Source organism: Candidatus Magasanikbacteria bacterium (assembly GCA_021648085.1).
Lineage (GTDB): Bacteria > Patescibacteriota > Patescibacteriia > Magasanikbacterales > UBA922 > JAKITS01.
This window is the reverse complement of sequence record JAKITS010000001.1, coordinates 932,089-952,779: the sequence shown is the minus strand read 5'-3', so window position 1 is coordinate 952,779 and position 20,691 is coordinate 932,089. Positions and strand designations below refer to the sequence as shown.

General features: G+C 34.3%; 16 protein-coding genes, 1 tRNA gene and 2 rRNA genes. All 19 read right to left on the bottom strand.

What is annotated here, in order from left to right:
- Positions 1-2 precede the first annotated feature (2 nt).
- The gene (locus tag L3J07_04670; GenBank protein ID MCF6277095.1) at positions 3-428 is read right to left on the bottom strand and encodes a hypothetical protein; all 426 of its coding nucleotides are present in this window, start codon (positions 426-428) and stop codon (positions 3-5) included.
- Between the two features lie 2 nt (positions 429-430).
- On the bottom strand, positions 431-2,251 hold the full coding sequence (glmS, locus tag L3J07_04665; protein MCF6277094.1) for a glutamine--fructose-6-phosphate transaminase (isomerizing): 1,821 nt from the start codon (positions 2,249-2,251) through the stop codon (positions 431-433).
- 8 nt (positions 2,252-2,259) lie between these two features.
- Positions 2,260-3,003, bottom strand: coding sequence for an NTP transferase domain-containing protein (locus tag L3J07_04660; protein ID MCF6277093.1), 744 nt, complete (start codon positions 3,001-3,003; stop codon positions 2,260-2,262).
- Between the two features lie 21 nt (positions 3,004-3,024).
- A complete protein-coding gene (gene fba / locus L3J07_04655) occupies positions 3,025-3,960 on the bottom strand; it encodes a class II fructose-1,6-bisphosphate aldolase (GenBank protein ID MCF6277092.1) in 936 nt (311 codons plus the stop codon).
- A gap of 121 nt (positions 3,961-4,081) precedes the next feature.
- Complete coding sequence (locus L3J07_04650; protein ID MCF6277091.1) at positions 4,082-4,339, bottom strand: hypothetical protein; 258 nt, start codon at positions 4,337-4,339, stop codon at positions 4,082-4,084.
- A 190-nt stretch (positions 4,340-4,529) separates the two neighbouring features.
- Positions 4,530-4,823, bottom strand: a complete 294-nt coding sequence (locus tag L3J07_04645) for an IFRD domain-containing protein (GenBank protein ID MCF6277090.1) — start codon at positions 4,821-4,823, stop codon at positions 4,530-4,532.
- Between the two features lie 183 nt (positions 4,824-5,006).
- A 5S ribosomal RNA gene (gene rrf / locus L3J07_04640) occupies positions 5,007-5,113 on the bottom strand.
- Positions 5,114-5,321: 208 nt separating this feature from the next.
- Positions 5,322-8,268, bottom strand: a 23S ribosomal RNA gene (locus L3J07_04635).
- A 338-nt stretch (positions 8,269-8,606) separates the two neighbouring features.
- Positions 8,607-8,879, bottom strand: coding sequence for a hypothetical protein (locus tag L3J07_04630; GenBank protein ID MCF6277089.1), 273 nt, complete (start codon positions 8,877-8,879; stop codon positions 8,607-8,609).
- Positions 8,880-9,046: 167 nt separating this feature from the next.
- A tRNA-Leu gene (locus L3J07_04625) sits at positions 9,047-9,128 on the bottom strand.
- Positions 9,129-9,405: 277 nt separating this feature from the next.
- Positions 9,406-10,611, bottom strand: a complete 1,206-nt coding sequence (locus tag L3J07_04620; protein ID MCF6277088.1) for an ABC transporter permease — start codon at positions 10,609-10,611, stop codon at positions 9,406-9,408.
- A gap of 3 nt (positions 10,612-10,614) precedes the next feature.
- The gene (locus L3J07_04615) at positions 10,615-12,060 is read right to left on the bottom strand and encodes an ABC transporter ATP-binding protein (protein MCF6277087.1); all 1,446 of its coding nucleotides are present in this window, start codon (positions 12,058-12,060) and stop codon (positions 10,615-10,617) included.
- A 131-nt stretch (positions 12,061-12,191) separates the two neighbouring features.
- On the bottom strand, positions 12,192-14,405 hold the full coding sequence (locus L3J07_04610) for a polyribonucleotide nucleotidyltransferase (protein ID MCF6277086.1): 2,214 nt from the start codon (positions 14,403-14,405) through the stop codon (positions 12,192-12,194).
- Positions 14,406-14,567: 162 nt separating this feature from the next.
- Positions 14,568-15,131, bottom strand: coding sequence for an NYN domain-containing protein (locus L3J07_04605; protein ID MCF6277085.1), 564 nt, complete (start codon positions 15,129-15,131; stop codon positions 14,568-14,570).
- A gap of 6 nt (positions 15,132-15,137) precedes the next feature.
- Complete coding sequence (gene rpsO, locus L3J07_04600) at positions 15,138-15,443, bottom strand: 30S ribosomal protein S15 (protein MCF6277084.1); 306 nt, start codon at positions 15,441-15,443, stop codon at positions 15,138-15,140.
- 241 nt (positions 15,444-15,684) lie between these two features.
- Positions 15,685-15,960, bottom strand: coding sequence for a hypothetical protein (locus tag L3J07_04595; protein MCF6277083.1), 276 nt, complete (start codon positions 15,958-15,960; stop codon positions 15,685-15,687).
- A 64-nt stretch (positions 15,961-16,024) separates the two neighbouring features.
- Positions 16,025-16,540 carry a crossover junction endodeoxyribonuclease RuvC gene (gene ruvC, locus L3J07_04590; GenBank protein MCF6277082.1) on the bottom strand — a complete coding sequence of 172 codons (516 nt, stop codon included), beginning with the start codon at positions 16,538-16,540 and terminating at the stop codon, positions 16,025-16,027.
- Positions 16,541-16,795: 255 nt separating this feature from the next.
- On the bottom strand, positions 16,796-17,524 hold the full coding sequence (locus L3J07_04585) for a YebC/PmpR family DNA-binding transcriptional regulator (protein MCF6277081.1): 729 nt from the start codon (positions 17,522-17,524) through the stop codon (positions 16,796-16,798).
- Positions 17,525-17,613: 89 nt separating this feature from the next.
- Positions 17,614-20,589, bottom strand: a complete 2,976-nt coding sequence (locus tag L3J07_04580) for a hypothetical protein (GenBank protein ID MCF6277080.1) — start codon at positions 20,587-20,589, stop codon at positions 17,614-17,616.
- Positions 20,590-20,691 lie beyond the last annotated feature (102 nt).

The following is a 20,691-nucleotide window of genomic DNA, read 5'->3' as shown; positions in this document are numbered from 1 at the left end:
ATTTACTTATCAATAAAAATCAGTTTTAAAATTTTATTTACTGTTTCTTCCACACTTCCATTGTTTTCAATAATAAAACCATCAAAAAAAATACTCCATTTTTTAAATTTATCATATTTAAACAGCCCGTTCTGTTTTGTTTTGTATTTACGCTCAAATAAACGCTTCTTATATATCTTCTTATTCGGCAAAAGCATAATAGACTTCTTATCTCCCAAAAAATCATCTGGCGACAAGTCTGCAGCACCAACAAAAAGAAAATCGACATCGAACTTTTTAGTATTTAGTTTTTTATAAAAATTTTCTTTACGCTCTTTATAGTTTTTCCCAAGCTTTTCAATATCCAAAACATTATAATTTTTATTTTCTAAAAATTCTAAAAGCGTAGATTTTCCACTAGCAGGAGGACCGAATAAAATTATTAACATAATTACTCTACTGTCACAGACTTAGCCAAATTCCTAGGTCTATCGACATCTCTACCAAGCTTAACTGCTGTATAATAAGCGAACAACTGCAAGATAATTGTATTTAATAATGGCTCTAAAATTTCTATTGTTTTTGGTGTAAATAAAATGTCATCTGCCAATTCTTGTGCCGTAAAATCACCTTCACTTGCGAGTAGTAAAATAGGACTTTTTCTTGCTTTCACTTCTTCAACATTACTCCTCATTTTTTCATACAAACTATTTTTTGTAAGAATTGCAAGAATAGGAAAATCTTCAGACAAAAGTGCATTTACACCATGCTTCATCTCTCCAGCTGGACACGCCTCACTATGAATATAAGTAATTTCTTTTAGTTTTAGTGACCCTTCCAAAGCAACAGGATAATTTATTCCACGACCAAGAAATAGAAAATTTTTGTAATGTGAGTATTTTTCCGCAACCTGTCTTATTTTTTCTTTTTGTTCTAAAATTCTATCCATTTTTTGTGGAATTTGCCTTAATTCTTCTATAAATTCTTTTCCTTGGTGCAAGCTAGTTTTATTTAATCTACCAAACTGCAATGCGTAAAGTAGTAAAACAGCAACCATATTTGTGTAAGCCTTGCTAGAGGCAACAGCAAACTCAAGACCAGCATGGATATAAGTTCCACCGTCAGTCTCACGCGCAATTGTAGAACCAACCACATTTACAATTCCCCGTACAAAAGCGCCTTTTCTTTTTGCCTCGCGCAATGCCGCCAAAGTATCAGCAGTTTCACCAGATTGAGAAACTGCAAAAACCAAAGTATTTTTATCTATAATTGGATCTCTATATCTAAACTCACTTGCAACATCCACCTCCACTGGAATTCCAACCAACTTTTCAAAAGCATATTTACCAACCATACATGCATAATAAGCAGTTCCACAAGCTATCAAAACAATCCTGTTTATTCTGTGCATTTCCTCTATTGTCATATTCAACCCGCCCAAATGTGAAGTTCCATCTTCCTCATTTATTCTTCCGCGAATTGCATCCTTAAAAACAGCAGGCTGTTCAAAAATTTCCTTGAGCATAAAGTGAGGATATCCTTGTTTTTCAGCCTGTTCATCATTCCATTCTATATGTTCTATTGTTTTCTGAACTTCTTGCTCTTTTAAATTAAAAATTTCAAAACCTTTTTTTGAAACTTCTGCCAATTCTCCGTCATCCAAAAAAATCACATCTCTAGTATGTGCCAAAAGTGGTGTAGCATCGCTTGCCACAAAATATTCCCCCTCACCAACTCCCAAAACAATAGGACTTCCCATTCTCGCCACAATCATTTTATCTGGTTCATTTTTGTGCATTACCACCAAACCATAAGTTCCACGTATTTTTTTCAATGCTTTTTGAACTGCCAAACGAATATCACCATTATAAAATTTTTCTATCAAATGTGCCAAAACTTCTGAATCTGTTTCTGATTTAAAATTATGCTCAAATCCTAATTCTTTTTTTAACTCTCTATAATTTTCTATAATTCCATTGTGAACCAAAAAAACCTCATCTCTACAAGAAGAATGAGGGTGTGCATTTTGTTCTGTCACGCCACCATGAGTTGCCCAACGAGTGTGAGCAATTCCAATATTTCCAGAAACTGGATTAAATTTCAATTTTTCAGCTAAATTTTCTATTTTACCAACAGATTTTATAATAGAAAACTTATCTGCAAAACAAACTATTCCTGCAGAGTCATACCCCCTATACTCCAAACGACGCAAACCCTGAAGCAAAATCGTAGAAGCATCTTTTTTTCCAATATAACCTATAATTCCACACATACATTTCTTTACTTAATCTGCTTTCTTTTATTAGCCTCTTCCAATTCATGAGGTTTGTTTACTCCGTACCACTCTTTTCTATCTTCCAACAAAACAGCTTGAATTTTTTTATTTTCATCGCGTGCCATCATTATAGCTGCTGGTATACCATATTCGTTTATTGCGCGCATTTTTGGCATGTTTGGAAACACACCTTCATACCAAAACCTATCAAACACAAAAGTTCCAGTGCTAATTTCCTGTACTTTCTCCTGTTCCTCTGTTAAATATTCTTTTTCTATAATTTTGAAAGAATTATTTTTACGAATTACTCTTCCATAGCCTATTGGATGATCGAGTTCTGTGGTTAAAAGAGAAATAGTAGCATTATTTTCCAAATGCGACTGAATGAAATTAACCAAACTTTCCTTTTTATAAAAAGCACTGTCATCTCCATTTAATACTAAAACAATCTCAATTTCTTTTGGTAGTTTTTGCATTCCCACATATGCAGCATGTCCAGTTCCTAGTTGTTCTTTTTGGTGGGCATAAATAAAACCTTCACCAAAATATTCTTCAACTTTTTCTCTCTTAAAACCAACAACAAGAGAAATACTACTTTTTTCAAACCCAATTTGAAATAAAGTATCTACAATATAGCTTATAATCGGTTTATCCCCAATTGGGCACATAACCTTAGGAATTTCAGTACAATTCAATCTAGCACCTCTTCCTCCTGCCAAAATTACTACTCCAACTTTTTTAAAATCCATACAAAATAATTAAATTTTTTACTAAGCTTTTCCAAGACAACCAAAAGCTTTAAATTTATGTATAATTAATTTTTCCAACTCATCTCTTCCTGCACCCAAATATTTACGAGGATCCACTTCGCCAGGATTTTCATCCATATATTTACGAATTGTGGCAGTCATTGCTAAACGCAAATCACTATCAATATTTACTTTTACCACACCAAATTTTGTAGATTTACGAATTACACTTTCAGGAACACCTCGCGCACCAGAAATTTCTGCACCATGTTTTGTTGCCATTTTTACATATTTTTGCAAAATACTAGATGCTCCGTGCAAAACCAAAGGTATTTTTGGAATCATTTTTTGAATTTCTTCCAAGCGTTTCAAGTCTAATTTTGGATCACCTTTAAATTTATAAACTCCATGAGAAGTTCCAATAGAAACTGCCAAAGAATCACAACCAGTCCTTTTTACAAATTCTTTTGCTTTTTTTGGATCTGTATAAGCTCCCTCGCTTTTTTCACTTCCCTCGCCCGCGTCAAACTGTTCTCCAATCAATTCCCCAAGTTCTGCTTCTACTGTTATATTTTTTTTATGTGCATAATCCACAACTTTTTTTGTAAGTTTTACATTTTCTTCAAAAGGCAGATGTGAACCATCTATCATCACAGAGCTAAATCCAGCTTTAATTGCACTTTTACATATTTCAAAACTAGAACCATGATCTTGATGAAGTGCAGAAACCAACTTTGGGCTCATTTCCAATTCTGCTCTTACTATTGCAACGAGATCTTCTGTTCCTGCATATTCTCTAGCACCCTCTGAAACCTGGATAATAACAGGGGAATTTGTCTTTGCAGCTGCATCAACTATCGCTTGTGCGATTTCCAGATTATTTATATTAAAAGCACCAATTGCATAACCCTCTTGCATTGCTTTTTTAAACATTTTTTTTGTGCTTACAAATGGCATAAAATATAATTAAAAAAATAAAACTAACCTACTATTTATAGTATCAACAAACAAGGCAATGAAGCAAGTTTTTTTATATTAAAATAAAAAATACCTATTTAAAAGGTATTTTTTTAATCTTTTAGTCTTCTAATCTAGCAAAAGCCTGATCCCACAACTCCTCAAAATCCTCTTCTAAATCTAATTCTCCTATATGGTCTGCGCACCATTGCTCGAAAGCAACTTTAAGCTCACCGATGTCTGACGCATTTCCCAAAACATCTTCTAAAAGTGCATATTTTTCTTGATGTGCCATTGCCATCTCACCTTCTATCTCTTCAAATATTTCTTTTAAATGGTCCAAAATAGCACCTTTTGCTTCATCGTATTCGTACTCCATAAAAATTATATAAAAAATTAATATTGGATTATTTTCTAATATTCAAAAATAATCCCAACAAATAAAACTATACCATAATAATATTCTTTTGCAAATGTGGATAACATAAAAAATATTAAAAATTTTGTAATAAAAAAAGTGGTATACAATTTGTATACCACTCTAAAGACATTACTTCCGTCTATTATTACTACTTTTTTGAACCTCCTTTCCTCTTTTTTAGCACGATTCCACTCGTGCCACTCGGCTTCCAAAAGACGAAGGTTTTCTTTCTCTTCCAGCTTAACAAACTACTCCCCTTTTTTGTCGATCTCAGAACCATACTCATCAAAGAGACGAACAAAGTCCCAAGAATAGATTCAATAAGTTTAGAGTCTTTTCTTGTTTTAAGTTGTTTCAAAGCCTCCATTCTACTGCCAACAGACTTGTCGACCAAAGTTGGGAAACTTCTTTCTTCTTTATTTTCTTTAATTTTTGTATTCATCATTTTCTCCTTTTTTGTTGATGAATTGTCTAAAGAATATCAAACATTATCATAAACAATCCATTTTGCCAAGCAAAAAATAAAAATATAATTTAAAAAACAAAAAATACAGCATTTAAGTTGTATTTTTCTATTAAAAAAACAATATCTTGTAGCTCTAAGATTTTCAATTTAGTTTACAATACCTGGCACCTACCTACTTTTGCCTTTCGACTATCATCGGCGTAAACGAACTTAACTGCTGTGTTCGAGATGGGAACAGGTGTACCCTCGTCACAAAAGACACCAGGAATTGTAAACTAAATTGTAAAAAATCTAGAATTAAATAGAAATAAATCTACTTAAATCAACAAAATATTGCTTTTTTGTTTCACAAATAAGAGTCCTAACTAATTTTTTGGCAAAATCTATTCAATTTAAACCTCAAATAATTAGAAAAATGTTTGTAATATAAATACACAAATGTGAATTTATTATAGTAAAAAACTACTATGTGCTTTCGTAGTGCACTTGACCGATTAGTACACCTTGGCTCAACTTATTGCTAAGCTTACACCTAGTGCCTATCAACCTCCTGGTCTCGAAGGGGTCTCGAATGAATAGTAATCTTGAGAACGGCTTCGCACTTAGATGCTTTCAGCGCTTATCCGTGCCGAACTTAGCTACCCAGCGGTGCCCTTGGCAGGACAACTGGTACACCAGAGGTTCGTTCATCCCGGTCCTCTCGTACTAGGGATGAGTTCTCTCACTATTCGTCGCCCACAGCAGATAGGAGACCGAACTGTCTCACGACGTTCTGAACCCAGCTCGCGTACCGCTTTAATTGGCGAACAGCCAAACCCTTGGGACCTTCTCCAGCCCCAGGATGCGATGAGCCGACATCGAGGTGCCAAACCACGCCGTCGCTATGGACGCTTAGGCGTGATCAGCCTGTTATCCCCGGAGTAACTTTTATCCGTTGAGCTTCCGCCGTCTCACATCGTACGGTCGGATCACTAACTTCTACTTTCGTAACTGCTCGGGTGGTAACCCTTGCAGTAAAGCTGGCTTATGCGTTTGCACGTCCACCTGGATTTCCATCCCAGGCAAGCCAACCTTATAAACGCCTCCGTTACTCTTTAGGAGGCAACCGCCCCAGTTAAACTACCCACCAGATACTGTCTCCCCTCCCAGATTCATGAGAAGAGATTAGGTGTAGCCCAGCATAAGGGTGGTATCTCACGGGTGCCCGAAGGCTCCCACCTATGCTGAACATATGAAGCACCACACCAATATCAAGTTATAGTAAAGCTTCACGGGGTCTTTTCGTCTAGCTGCGGGTATGTCGCATCTTCACGACACTTGCATTTTCGCCGAGTACATAGTTAAGACAGTCTTCATACCGTTATGCCATTCGTGCGGGTCGGAACTCACCCGACAAGGAATTTCGCTACCTTAGGACCGTTATAGTTACGGCCGGCGTTCATCCGCGCTTCAGTTTAGAGCTTCTCTGATAAATCAAATAACCCCGCCCCTTAACGTTCGGACACTGGCCAGGCATCGCCCCCTATACTTCAGCTTACGCTTTTGCAGGGAGCTGTGTTTTTGGTAAACAGTCGCATGAAGTCTTTCGTTGCACCCCAACAAAGTTGGGGAGGCCTTATCCCGAAGTTACGGCCGCTGTTTTGCCGAGTTCCTTAACTATGTTTCTCTCGTACGCCTTGGTCTACTCGACCTGTCCACCTGTGTCGGTTATCGGTACGATTTGATATAGCCTAACGTTGTATTACTTTTCTAGGAACTTCTCTAATATGAATCGACATTGTCCGAAGACGCTATCTTTACCTTGCGGAACGTCAATAGCCAAAAAACGCTCATACCTTTGAAATCCGCATAATACAACAAACTATACCAAGTGCAGGAATATTAACCTACTCTTCCATCGGTTACCCCGCTTTTACCACGGGCTGGCCTTAGGATCGACTAACCCAGGGACGATTCACGTTGCCCTGGAAACCTTGGACTTTCGGCGTGCTGGACTTTAACCAGCATTTTTGCTACTTGTGCCTGCATTCTCTCTTCCCAACGCTCCACCGTTCCTCACGGATACGACTTCAACGCAGTTAGGAATGCTCCTCTACCACTGTTATAAAATAAATTTTAAAACAATTCGCAATTTCGGTACACTGCTTAGCCCCGGTACATTTTCAGTGCAGAAACTCTTGACCAGTGAGCTGTTACGCTATCTTTAAAAGGTGGCTGCTTCTAAGCCAACTTCCTGGTTGTATGAGAATTTCCACCACTTTTTACACTTAGCAGTGATTTAGGGACCTTAATTTGCGATCTGGGCTGTTTCCCTTTCGACTGTGAAGCTTAGCCCCCACAGTCTAACTTGCATGCTATTAATCTTTGGTATTCGGAGTTTGATTGAAAGTGGTACGGTAAACCGCCCAACTCTCATCCAGTGCTCTACCCCCAAAGGGAACACATACAGCTAGCCCTAAAGCTATTTCGAGGAGAACCAGCTATTACTGAGTTCGATTGGAATTTCTCCGCTATCCACAGCTCATCCCCGCGTGTTGCACGGCGCGTGGGTTCGGTCCTCCCATCAATTTTACTTGATGTTCAACCTGGCCATGGATGGCTCACTCAGTTTCGGGTCGTATGAATGCTGCTTATCGCCGGTTAAGACTCGGTTTCCCTATGCCTACGGACCAGAGGCCCTTAAACTTGCAACACCCACACACTCGCAGGCTCATTCTTCAATAGGAACGCTGTCACCCACCATAAAGGCGGGCTCCAACTCATTGTAAGCACACGGTTTCATATACTATTTCACCACCCTCCCGGGTTGCTTTTCACCTTTCCCTCACGGTACTAGTTCACTATCGATCACTAACAGTATTTAGCCTTGCCGCGTGATCGCGGCGGATTCCGACGGGATTTCACGTGTCCCGCCGTACTCAGGTACAAAAATTATACATAACATATGCATTTCGCCTACAGGACTATCACCTTCTAAGGTGTCCCTTTCCAGGGATCTTTGGCTATACATATATCACATACCAAATCTAATCAGGAGATTTGACATTTAAGACCTACAACACCTATATTGCAACGACCTGCTCTTTCTGCACTGGGCCAAAAAGTCCGAAGACAAATTGAATCCAATACATTCACAAATATAGGTTTAGGCTGTTCCCCGTTCGCTCGCCGCTACTAAGGGAATCATTATTATTTTCTGTTCCTCTGGTTACTGAGATGTTTCACTTCACCAGGTCTTCATTGTACACCTATGTATTCAATGCACAATACTCGATCATTACATCGAGTGGGTTCCCCCATTCGGAAATCTCCGGGTCAAAGGTTGTTTACCACCTCGCCGAAGCTTATCGCAGGTTACTACGTCCTTCATCGTCTGTTAGTGTCAAGGTATCCACCGTGCGCTCTTGAGATGCGCACTACGAAAACACATAATAGTATTTTCGCATATAATATTTTTTTACTTACAATTTTTCTTTTAGATATATTTAAAATAACTTTGTATCGCTATAAAGATTATTTTAATTTATATCTCTATTAAGACTCTTGAATTGTAATGTGCTATCAGTTGGATTCTCTAAGTAAATAAGTCATCTGCTGAGATGTTTATTTAGAGACTCTTATAATCTGACCACAGAAATTAACGACTTGATTAACTTCTGTAGTGAGACTATTTTTTAAATTTCGATAACGCTCCACATTTTACACTATTTAAAAAAAGCTGTCAAGTACTTTTCTTATAACAGTGGATAACTAATAATTTTAAGAAAAGAATACGATACAACTTCCACCGTTTTCATCCATTTCAACATGTTCAATTAGTGGGTTTTTTTCTAAAGATTTTAAAGTTTCATTTTTAAGCTTACCAGTTCCAATCCCAAAAATAATCCTACAATATTCTTTTTCATCTTGATACAAAGAATATAATTTTTGGTCTAATTTTTCCATAGAAGCATACAAAGAATTTTCTGTGTGCAAATCTATAGTATCTATATTTGGATTTATCTGACTTGCAAAAATTTTTATACTCTCCATATTTATAGATATATTTTGAAACAGCTTTTAGGTGCAACTTTTAGATTTCGAGCGAAAAGTGAAATTTGAAAAAAGCTTTATATACATAATGTTTTTTGATAATTTTACTTTGCAGCCGAAATCTAAAAGTTTCAACAAAAGATTGTTTTAAAATATATCTATTTTAGTGCGGGTGGAGAGACTCGAACTCTCACGCCCGAAGGCACATGGTCCTAAACCACGCGTGTATACCAATTTCACCACACCCGCTTTTTGTGGGAATAATTTCCAAACATCATTTCTATTAAAATATTTAGATTTTGACTACGACTTTAAGAAAAAATATTTCTGAAGATATGACTAGTCAAAAATTTTTTCTTTTTGTCTCGCTCAAAATTTAAAGATTTTAATAATGGAAAGCATTTTTGAAAATTATTCCCTACTTGAAACAACCTATTTTAAATACCCACCTAAATTGGGCGGGTATATTATATACTAAATAAAGTATTCTGTCAACTTAATTACTTGCAATTTTATATATAAAAAATTATTTGTAACGCAGTGCATCTAATGGGTTTAATTTGGCTGCACGCCTGGCAGGAAAAACACCAGTCATAAAACCAATAACAGTTGAGAAAAAAATAATAACACCAATAAACCAAAATGGGCTTACAAACAAGTCAACAGATTCACCACCCAAATTTTTTGCCAAAATATTTATTATAAAATTAAAAATTTCTCCACCTAAAATTCCAATACCAACACCTCCAAGCCCACCCAAAAATCCCATTAGCATTGCCTCAACAATAAATAAAGTTCTAATGCTTCTACGAGTGACGCCGATTGATCTCATAATACCTATTTCATTTGTACGCTCCAAAAGCATAACTGTCATTGTATTGAACATTCCGATAGCAGAAACAGTAAGTGCCACCAAACCAAACAAACCTAAAATTAATTGTACAATGCTAAATATTTTTTGTGCATCTTCAATTACATCTTTAAGTGCAGAAACAAAAAAACCCATCTCCACAATTTCAAGTCGTATATTGTCCATTGCTTCTATACTAGAGACTTTTACTTTTGTTTCTAAAAAATTTTCTATTCCGACACTTTCTACCGAAGCCAAAGGGATATAAACAAAACTTTCTGAGTCATCAGCCACAACACCAACAATAGAATACATTGTATCCTTATCTACAATTTCCAAATGCTCCACACCTTCGCCATCTATGCGTGGAATAAAAAAACTTAAATTAAACTCCTTTCCTAAGATATCTTCTGGGTTCATATTGAATAACTGAACAGCCGCGGAAGAAACTATTGCTTTTGGATTTTCATCAGTATTATTCTCAAATAAATCCCCTAAAATTGTATCCACTCCACTTAATCTAAAGTATGATGGTTTGACAGCATACATTGTTCCGTCTCCAACCAAATTTTCTAAACTTATTTGTGCAGAAGCAGAAATCACAGGACTGACCTCTTCCACATTTGGAATTTTTTTTATTTTATCAATTACATCTTTATTTAAAGTAATTAACTCTGAACTTCCTGGTGCAACATCTAAACTAAGTAAAGCGTCTGCCGTTGTAATACGACTTAATACAGCGTCTTGCAGACCGTAACCAAGTGAGACCAAAAATAGAACAGTTCCAATACCAACACCAACACCCATTACTGTTAATAATGTTCTAAGTGGTCTTGTTCTAAACATTCTTGTGGATAACGACAAAGCGTCGGAAAGTCTCATAGCTTATAATTTATTCTTTTTTTCTTTAGTATCTTTTTCTTTTTTATGCTTTTTTCTTTCTTCTTTTTGTGCTTTTAATAACTCTTTTTCTCGTTTTTTATTTCTTGTATATTTTCCAAGTAAAACCAACTCTAATCGTTTTGCAATTTTTTTTGCAGTTCTTTTATTTAATCCCGCACCACCGTGCTCCAAATCTAAATCTAACATTTTAAAAACACCTTTTTTGTCTGTTACACCCTGAACCCTGTCTTTCAAAATATAGTCAATTGCATCTAAACTTTCTGTACTATTTACTTGAACATCAAAAGTTTCCAACAAATAATATCTTATCTGCTTTACATATGTTTCTATTGGTTTTGAGGTTTCTATCTTATCTGAATCTGAAACAATCCTCATTTCTGAAACAATATCTTTTACTTTTTTTGATATTTCTTTTGCTGTACGACTATCCAAATCTGCACCACCATTTTCAAAATCTTTGTCCAAATATTCATACATTTCACTCTTACCATCTACACCTGTTTTAATCATTTGTTTTGTGTATTCCTCTAAAACTAAAAGCTGCCTACTATTCATTCCTGTTAAAACTTCTAGTAAAATTTCTTTAGCTTTATATTCCAAAAGCATTCCATCTATTTTTTTTGTATTTTTTGAGTATATTTTAGATATTAATTCTAGATTACTTTTTTCTTTTTTAAGCTCTTTATCTTCTTTAGTTTTCTTACCAATTCTGTGAATCACGCGCGGATTCTTATTTTCTTTCACATCAATTAACGCACCATCTTTCAAATAAAAAACCCTGTCTGCAATATCCAAATGTGTAGGATCGTGCGTTACTAAAATAACAGTCTTTTTTTGTTTTCTGTTCATCTCTTGAATCAAACTAAGCACATCGGCAGCAGACTTTGAGTCTAGGTTTCCCACAGGTTCATCTGCCAAAATCATATCTGGATCATTTACAAGAGATCTACTAATAGCCACTCGCTGTTGCTGTCCACCAGAAAGCTCAGTTGGCAATTTACTTGACTGAGGTCCTACTCCAAAATATTCTAAAAGATCTGAGGCTTTCTTTTTTCTTTTTTTTGGGCTTACTCCAATAGCAATCTGAGGCATCATTACATTTTGCAAAACAGAAAGAGAAGGTATTAAATAAAAAGCTTGAAAAATCATACCAATAGTTTTTTGATAGTGTTTTTCCAAATCTTTATTAGTCATCTTCACAACATCTTTACCTTGTATTATTGCCTCGCCCGTAGCTTGACGCTCTAAACCCGCAATAGAATAAAGAAGTGTAGATTTTCCACAACCAGAAGGACCAAAAAAAATAACAAATTCGCCTTTATAAATTTCTAAAGACATTTTTTTTAGAGCTTTTACTTCATTGCTTTTACCCATAAAATAAGTAACAGCGATATCTCTTGTTTTTATAATAACCTCTCTTTTCGACATAACAAAAAAATAAATTCTTTTTTATTATACCATAAAAAGACATCAAACTATGAAAAATAAGTAGACTAAATAAAACTATGTACAAAACAAAAAAACAACCCACAAATGAGTTGTTTTTTGTTTTTAGAAGGTTAACTTCCTGTTTTTTCGTAACGTTTTGGTTGTCTTTTATCGTCTCTTCTTGGAGGCCTGCTCTGTTCTACAAAACCTTCTGGTTTTGGAAGTAGTGCTTTAATAGATAAGTTTATTCTTTTCATATTATCTATTTCCTTCACTTTTACTTGTACTTTATCTCCAATTTTTAATACATCGCTTGGCTCTCCAATTCTTGCCCAAGCAATTTCACTTACATGAACAAGTCCATCTTTTCCTGGCAATATATTTACAAAAGCTCCAAAGTTTTCCAAACGCGCTACAGTTCCTTCATAGATTTCTCCAGCTTCAACTTCCTTTGTAATATTCAAAACCATTTCAGTAGCTTTGTCCATTCCTTCTTGGTCGCTTGAAGTTATGATTACTCTTCCATCCTGCTCAATATCCATTTGAACTCCAGTGTCAGCAATAATTTTATTTATCATTTTTCCACCTGGCCCAATCACATCTCTAATCTTATCTGGATCAATTTCTATTGTTTCAATTCTAGGAGCTGTTGATGCAAGTTCTGGACGAGGCTCAGAAATCAATTCTGACATTTTTGCCAAAATCTTTGTACGAGCATCTGCACTTTGTTTTAAAGTTTGATCTACAATATCCCAATTCAATCCTTGAGTTTTTGTATCCATTTGCATTGCTGTAATTCCGTCTATTGTTCCTGTAATTTTAAAGTCCATTCCACCTTTTCCATCTTCCACATCTTGCAAGTCTGTCAAAACTTTCCATCTATTTTCATCGTTTTCCAAATCTGATGCAAGACCAATTGCAATTCCTGCAACCGGCTTTTTAATTGGTACACCAGAGATCATCAAAGATAGAGTTGATGCACAAGTTGAAGCCATAGAACTAGATCCGTTTGAACCCATTACTTCTGAAACTACACGCATTGTGTAAGGAAACTCTTCCACAGTTGGAAGCATAGGCATTAATGCTCTTTCTGCTAATGCACCATGTCCGATAGCGCGCCTTCCTGGTCCAAAAATTCTACCCGTCTCTCCATAAGTATATGGCATATCATTGTAATGGTGCATATAGCGCTTTGTACCATCTTCTTCCATAGTGTCCATAGTTTGAACATCTCCCGGAGAACCAAGAGTCACGATAGACAAAACTTGTGTGTCGCCACGCATAAAAATCGCAGAACCATGAACACGAGGAATCGTATCACCATCTACAAATAATTCACGAACCTCTTCCAATCCTCTTCCATCTAAACGCTCATCTTTTTCCAAAATTCTGTTTGAAATTACATCTGAAATATGTTTCTTTGTATCTCCCAAACCAATTTTCTGAGCATCTTCATTAAATCCTTTTTCTTCCAAATGACTTTGTAATGCATTTTTTACATCCGTCATCGTTTGTTTTCTTTCTTTCTTTGTAATTTTCTTCGAGTCGAAAATCATAGAATCTGCAACTGAAAATACAAAATCTCTAGAAGCTTTTTTTACTTGCTTTTTTATATCTTCCAATTCTTCAACTTTTGTACCAACTTCCACTTTTTCTGTACCAAGTTCTGTTTGAATTTTCTTTATAAGTTCAACTATTGGATTCAATTGTTCACAACCCCATTTCATTGCATCGAACATATCTTGCTCTTTGACTTCTTTTGAACCAGATTCAACCATGATTAATTTTTCTGGAGTTCCTGCGACTATTAGATCTAAATCGCTGTTTTCTAATTCTGATTTTTTAACATTTAAAACTAACTCTCCGTCTACTCTCCCAATTCTAGCTGCTCCAATAGGACCATTCCAAGGAATTGGTGAGATAGCTAGAGCGCAACTTGCAGCAATAAATGCTGTCACAAATGCATCGTTTTCACCATCTACTGAAAGTGCCATAGTCACAACCTGAACTTCATTTCTTGTACTATCGTCAAACAATGGGCGAATAGCTCGGTCTATAATACGCCCAGAAAGAACAGCATCATCACTTGGACGACCTTCTCTTTTTATAAAACGAGATCCTTTAATTTTTCCTGCTGCGTATAATTTTTCTTGAAATTCTACACTCAAAGGAAAAAAATCTAACCCTTCACGAACACCACTACTTCTAGTAGCTGTAGCCAAGATCATTGTATCACCATACCTTACAGTACAGGCTGCACCTGCCTGAAGTGCAAGTTTTCCTGTCTCAATAGTTAACTCCCTTCCTCCCCACTCAATTGACCAACTTTTTGGATTTACCAACATAGTATTTTTATTTTCTAACGGGAATGTCGCCAAATACGCTTTCGTTATTGAAATGGTATTTGCTGATATTCCCAAGAGATGATCTAGATACTACAGACCCTCAACGAAAAACTTAAAAAGTTTTTTAGGGATCTATTTGTTTCTAGACCATCTATAATTAATTTATTTTCTTTTGTTTCTTGGGCGTCTTTTTCTGTCTACAATTAGAAATTTTTTACCAACCTCACTCAAATCTGTAAAAGCATCTGCCGCTTCTATTAGTTTTGAAGAAGTTGTACCGCCAAACGCCATAACTTCGACTTGTTTACCAGCACTTTTTTGAATATACTCAATCAGTGGCACATAATCTCCGTCTCCAGAAACCAAAACTACAGCGTCCAAACTTGCAGACAAACGAATAGCATCCACAGTAAGACCTACATCCCAATCTGCTTTTTTACTTCCACCAAAGAATATTTGCAAATCTTTTTCTCTTGTTTCGATTCCAAGATTATACAAAGCTTCAAAGAATGGTTGCTCATCTTTTGACTCTGTTCTTACAACATATGCGATAGCACGGATAAGCTTCCTACCTTCTGCTGCTTCTTTTACAATCTCACCAAAATTTACCTTTTTACTATGCAAATTTTTTGCACTATAATATAAATTTTGTACATCGATAAACACCCCTACTCTTTGGTCGGGGTGTTTAAGCGGTTTTTTACTTTTAATAATTTTCTTTTCCATTTTATTTTAAGCTGTTGCTTTGTTTTTTAGGAAAGCTTTTGCTTGTTTTAATTTCAATGCGATCACCAAGTTTTCATAAGATTTTGCATCTTCCTTTTTCAAGAAACGCAACAGCCTGTGTCTTTGTCCTACTTTTCTAAGTAGACCACGACGCGATGAATGATCTTTGTGGTGAGCTTTTAAATGAGAAACCAACTCGTCTATCTCTGCACTTAAAAGTGCAATTTGAACTTCTGAAGAACCAGTATCACCTTCGTGAGTTTGGTATTTCTTAATTATATTCTTTTTCTTTGTTTTTGACAACATAACCATGCATACTTTTAACGGGCTCTGTGCGGGCATGTCCACATAGGTCCGCGCTTCTGAATAGAGAATCTTTGACAAATATAACATTATTATATTTGTTAAAGACTCCTTATAAAAAGCAGTAATTTAATAATCAAACTATAACAGAAAAATGATAATTTGTCAAACAAAAACTGCCTATAAATCACTCTGAAGTCTACTTTAATAATAATTTTAAAGAAAACTCAAAAATGACTTATTTTGACAGTTATTTTAACATCTTGTCTTTGCAGAAAATATGCAGAACATCTTTTATTGCCCTAACTTGCTCCAACTGAACTTCTGTTAGAGACAGTTTAGCCCAAAATAAATTCCTATCTTTTGGCACTTTGTATTTTTTAGAAGAAGAAAGTACACTCACCATTACTCCAACATTTTTAAACAACCCTCTTACATGCGGCCAAACCTTTTTATTTATATCGGTTATATGTTTTGGTGTAGTAATAAAAATCTCATAAATCTTTATACCTTTGTACCTACTCATTACAGCCTCCTTTTTAAGGATCCGTATTTAGTATAACACAATAATTGAACTTATTTCAAAATAATTATTTCCTAAAAATTCCTGCTTTATGCGAAAATTTTAAAGTTGCCCCACAAGTAAGTGCAATCGCCAAAGCATCCACAGCGTCGTCATGTTCTTTTCTTAATTTTCCTAAATTTACTATTACCATTTTTTCCACTTGTTTTTTATCTGCTCTACCATAACCTGTTAACGCCTGTTTTATTTGCAAAGGTGTAAATTCATAAATAGGTAAATTTGCCAACTTTAAAGTCAAAAGAATTGCGCCTCTTGCCTGCGCGACAGCAATTGCAGTTTTTACATTTTTGGCAAAAAATAAATCCTCTACCGCAGAATACGTAATTGGATATTTTTTAACTATTTTTTCCAATTCCTTGAAAACCGTCTCCAACCTATCCACAAAAATTTGTTTTGGCGAAGTTTCTATACAACCATGATCCACATAAATATAGTTTCCTTTTTCTTTTTTTATAATTCCATATCCAACCCTACCATATCCAGGATCAACACCTAAAATGTATTCAACTTTTTTTTCAATCATAAATAAAAATGATGTATCGCTAACGCTTGATGGATCAGTCGCTTCGCTCTTTTGGTGAATCGAAAAGCCATGCTTTTCTTGATAAATCGCTTCACTTGAAAAAAATATGAAAATTTATATCATATCTCATATTTCCTCCTGTCATCCCCAACTTGATTGGGGATCCAGGGTTTGTACCATAGTTCTGTTTTGTAAACTCTGGATTCCTGATCGAGTCGGAAATGGTAATACAGATTTTCAACTTTCCCAACTTCCTTATTTTTGATTTGTAAACACATCTTGAACATCGTCGCAATCCTCAATTTTTTCTACCAACTTTTCAAGTTTTATACTAGCCTCTTCGCTCAATGACAAAGGTTCTCTTGCGACCCATTCAAGTCCAGAGTCATCTGTTTCTATTTCAGATTTCTTCAAAAATTCCAATAGATTTTTAAAGTCTTCTGTGGCAGAAATTATTTCCACACCTTCATCTGCTTCTCTTATGTCTTCTGCGCCTGCATCCATTAATGCAAGTTGTAAAGATTCCCAATCACCAGTTATATCTTTCTTTTCATTTACAAGTCTTACCACACCCTTTCTTTCAAACTGCCACTTTACACTTCCGGGGGCACCAAGGGATCCACCATTTTTTGTTAATGTATTTTTGACCTCTGATCCTGTTCTATTTCTATTATCTGATAAAGTTTCTATCATTATTGCAATTCCTCCTACTCCAAAACCTTCGTACAATATCTCTTCCAGATCCACACCACCAGTTTCACCAGCTCCTTTTTTGATAGCTCTTTCAATATTATCTTTTGGCATATTCAAAGACTTTGCTTTTTCCACAGCAAGTCTAAGTGAAAAATTCATATCTATATTACCCCCACCTTGTCGTGCCGCCAGATTAATAGCTCTAGTCGCCTTTGTAAAAATAGCGCCTCTTTTTTGATCTTCTTTTCCTTTTTTATTTTTAATCTTACTCCATTTTGAATGTCCTGACATAAAATAAATATTAATTTATAATACTAAATCCTAATTTAACATAACAAAAAACCCTGTAATTAACAAGGTTTTTTGTTTTAAAAAGTAATTTATACTTCTATAAAATAAGTATCCTTCCAAGAATAAATATAAGGTTTATATGAAAAGTCATGACTATTTTCTAAACTATGAACTGGATATTTTTTATCTTGCACAATTTTATGTATTTCCGCACGATTTGAATGTATCTCTCCACGAGTAGGAATCAACACTCCTTTTGCACCAATTGCTTTTGCGGATTTTTTTGCAAATTCTATCATTTGATCATATATACTTTCTGGATTTGCAGAAGCAAGTAATTTTGGAGTTGGATTTATTCCAGGTAAACTAAGATACTTTTCACCTTTATCTTCTACAATTTCAAAATGCATTCCTCCCTGAGATTTCTTAATTTCATCGTCCCACAAAATTACATTCATAAAAGTTTCTTTGTTCCAAAGTTTTTCGTCCACTGCTACACAAACTCCCATATTTAAACCAGCTACACTGTGCAATTTGTGTTTTGATATTTCCAAACGCAAAGGTTTTCCAGATCCACCTCCACCTTCTACAAATTCATATTTAGAAATATCATCTTGCAGTTTATTTTTTTCTTCACCAAAAAATTTACCAGCCAATTCTGAAGAAAGTTTTCCTGCATTACGATTCATTTCTGCATTCAATAGTTTTTCTTGAAAGTACTCTTTTAAAATTTGTTCCATTTCCATTGTCTCTGCTTCCATTCTCGCTTTTATATCTTCTGTTTTTTCATTTTCACCTATTTCGACATCTATTTTCTCCACACTTTCCATCAATTTTTCATTATTTACAAGTTCACTCAATATATCCCCTTCAAAATGAATACTATATTTTTTCAATATTCTTTTTATTTTACTATTTACAAACCTGTCTGTATCCTCATCAAATATTTTATGTTTTGGCACGCGAGTATACTGTTTCAAAACTCCCACCATACTTTTTACTATTCCTTTTTTTGCTTTTTTATTTATCACAAGTTTTGTAGCAATATCTACATCTTTTTCATATTCTTCTGGATTTTCTTCTTTGTATGTTTTGAGTGCAATATCAATAGCATCTTTAAATTTATCACCAACCAAATCTAACAATTGTTTGTTATCTTCAAAAGTATCTCCCTTTTTTTCAATTCCTGCAACTCCAGGAACAGCTCCGCTTGCAATAAGTCTATAAATATCTTGGAAAACCTCATTTTTTTCTTTCCAATTAATTTTTTTTGTTCGCAAAAGTTGTTGCGCAAGTTTTACATATTCCGCACGCCAATCTTTATTTTCCTCTTTTTTCTCTTTTGCGGTTTTATTTATTTTATCAATAAAACCAGTATATTTTTCTGGTAAAGTAAAGTCGGTTTTTTCACCTTCTTTTAAATTCCAAAATCCAAATTTTTTATATACAGCTGTTATTTTTGTTTCTTTGTTTAAATCCATTAATTCTTGTGGGATATCTTTTGTCCTATCCTCTCTTCTACTCAACAGGTTTTCATATTGCGCCCTTCCTATAGATGAAGCTGGTGAAAAAACATCGTAAGTTAAACCAACCAACATTTTCTCATCTTCTTTATTTTCAGAATTTTCACCTCCACCTTTTATTATTTGCCCTTGTATTTTCAAAACTTTTTCTTTAAGATTATTCAATTCTGTTTTTCTCTCCAAATCTGTGAGTGAATCATCTTCTATAATTGATAAATATTCTTTATATATATCTTGTATAGTTGGTAAACCAGAAAATATGAATTCTTTTAAGTTTTTATTTTCTGATAATGACTCATTGTATTTACCATGTTGTTTTGTTAAAAAATCCATTGTTTCTATTGCTCTTATTCCTTGTCTTATAGCAATTTCACTTAACAAAGAAAAATCTTTTTCTGAAATAACTCTTTCAAATTCAATAAGTTTTGATGTAAAATCCAAAAACCGAAAACTTCCAACACTTTGAGAATTACAAACAGGAATTAAAAATTCTTCTCCAAATTTTCCAGATTCAAGATATTTTTTATCTTCTTCGGAAATGTTTTGTGCTTCTTTTAATTCATTAAAATTTTGTAAAAAACTACCATATTTTCTTAAAAATTCCTCTAATAATTGATTTTCCATATCGTGCGGTGGAGTTTGATTTTCAAAAATCTTTTTATAATCTTCTTTTTTACCACCAAAATTTGTTTGTGCATTTTGTTGAAATCCTTGTGATACTGTGTTTAAACCACCTTGGAATTTTTCTATATTATTTATAAGCAAATCTATTTGTGCATTTTCAATAAGTTTGCTCGCAATGTCTTGATGATCTAAACCTTGGAATTTTTCTAAATTTTTTACTAAAAACTCAGCATTATTAGGTTTAATAAGTTTATTTGCTAATTCTTGATGGTTTAATCCTCTAAATTTTTCTAGGTTATTTACTAAAGGCCATACATTATTAGATTTAATAAGTCTATTTGCAATGTCTTGATGATCTAAACCTTGGAATTTTTCTAGGTTATTTGCAAGCACATAACCTTGGTCTGATTTAATAAGTCTGTTTGCAATGTCTTGATGATCTAAACCTTGGAATTTTTCTAGGTTATTTGCAAGCACATAACCTTGGTCTGATTTAATAAGTCTGTTTGCAATGTCTTTATAATTTAAATTTTGAAATTTATCTCGATTACTTTCAATATTATTATAACCTCCACTAAACTCACAAAGTTTATTTGCAACTGTACTATTCAAATCCTGGACTCTTTCGTCAAATAAAAAAGATTCTTTAAAAAAATACACCTCTTTATCTAAAATATATAAATAAATATCATTTTTATCTCCTTCATAATTATCAATAGTTTTAAACAACTTATCTTTTAGATTATTATAATATTCATATTCATATTCATATTTTTTTAGTTTTTGTGCTTTGAAAATATCTTCTATTTTTTGTAAATAAGCTTTTTTTTCTAATTCAGTGTGAATTTCTGCTTCCTCAGCCTCACTCACCGCCAATTCTTTAATTTCATTTTCTTGTTCTCTATTATATTCTCTCATAAAAAATATATGAATTTGTTTATGTTTTATATATTACCATATAAAAAAATTAAATAACAAAAAACCTTGCTGATGGGCCTATCTAAACATACCATTTCTATT

Bases quoted from the DNA above. Each gene is read 5' to 3' on its own strand.
- L3J07_04670 (MCF6277095.1), bottom strand. From the start codon at position 428: ATGTTAATAATTTTATTCGGTCCTCCTGCTAGTGGAAAATCTACGCTT.
- glmS (MCF6277094.1), bottom strand. From the start codon at position 2,251: ATGTGTGGAATTATAGGTTATATTGGAAAAAAAGATGCTTCTACGATT.
- L3J07_04660 (MCF6277093.1), bottom strand. From the start codon at position 3,003: ATGGATTTTAAAAAAGTTGGAGTAGTAATTTTGGCAGGAGGAAGAGGT.
- fba (MCF6277092.1), bottom strand. From the start codon at position 3,960: ATGCCATTTGTAAGCACAAAAAAAATGTTTAAAAAAGCAATGCAAGAG.
- L3J07_04650 (MCF6277091.1), bottom strand. From the start codon at position 4,339: ATGGAGTACGAATACGATGAAGCAAAAGGTGCTATTTTGGACCATTTA.
- L3J07_04645 (MCF6277090.1), bottom strand. From the start codon at position 4,823: ATGAATACAAAAATTAAAGAAAATAAAGAAGAAAGAAGTTTCCCAACT.
- L3J07_04630 (MCF6277089.1), bottom strand. From the start codon at position 8,879: ATGGAGAGTATAAAAATTTTTGCAAGTCAGATAAATCCAAATATAGAT.
- L3J07_04620 (MCF6277088.1), bottom strand. From the start codon at position 10,611: ATGAGACTTTCCGACGCTTTGTCGTTATCCACAAGAATGTTTAGAACA.
- L3J07_04615 (MCF6277087.1), bottom strand. From the start codon at position 12,060: ATGTCGAAAAGAGAGGTTATTATAAAAACAAGAGATATCGCTGTTACT.
- L3J07_04610 (MCF6277086.1), bottom strand. From the start codon at position 14,405: ATGTTGGTAAATCCAAAAAGTTGGTCAATTGAGTGGGGAGGAAGGGAG.
- L3J07_04605 (MCF6277085.1), bottom strand. From the start codon at position 15,131: ATGGAAAAGAAAATTATTAAAAGTAAAAAACCGCTTAAACACCCCGAC.
- rpsO (MCF6277084.1), bottom strand. From the start codon at position 15,443: ATGGTTATGTTGTCAAAAACAAAGAAAAAGAATATAATTAAGAAATAC.
- L3J07_04595 (MCF6277083.1), bottom strand. From the start codon at position 15,960: ATGAGTAGGTACAAAGGTATAAAGATTTATGAGATTTTTATTACTACA.
- ruvC (MCF6277082.1), bottom strand. From the start codon at position 16,540: ATGATTGAAAAAAAAGTTGAATACATTTTAGGTGTTGATCCTGGATAT.
- L3J07_04585 (MCF6277081.1), bottom strand. From the start codon at position 17,524: ATGTCAGGACATTCAAAATGGAGTAAGATTAAAAATAAAAAAGGAAAA.
- L3J07_04580 (MCF6277080.1), bottom strand. From the start codon at position 20,589: ATGAGAGAATATAATAGAGAACAAGAAAATGAAATTAAAGAATTGGCG.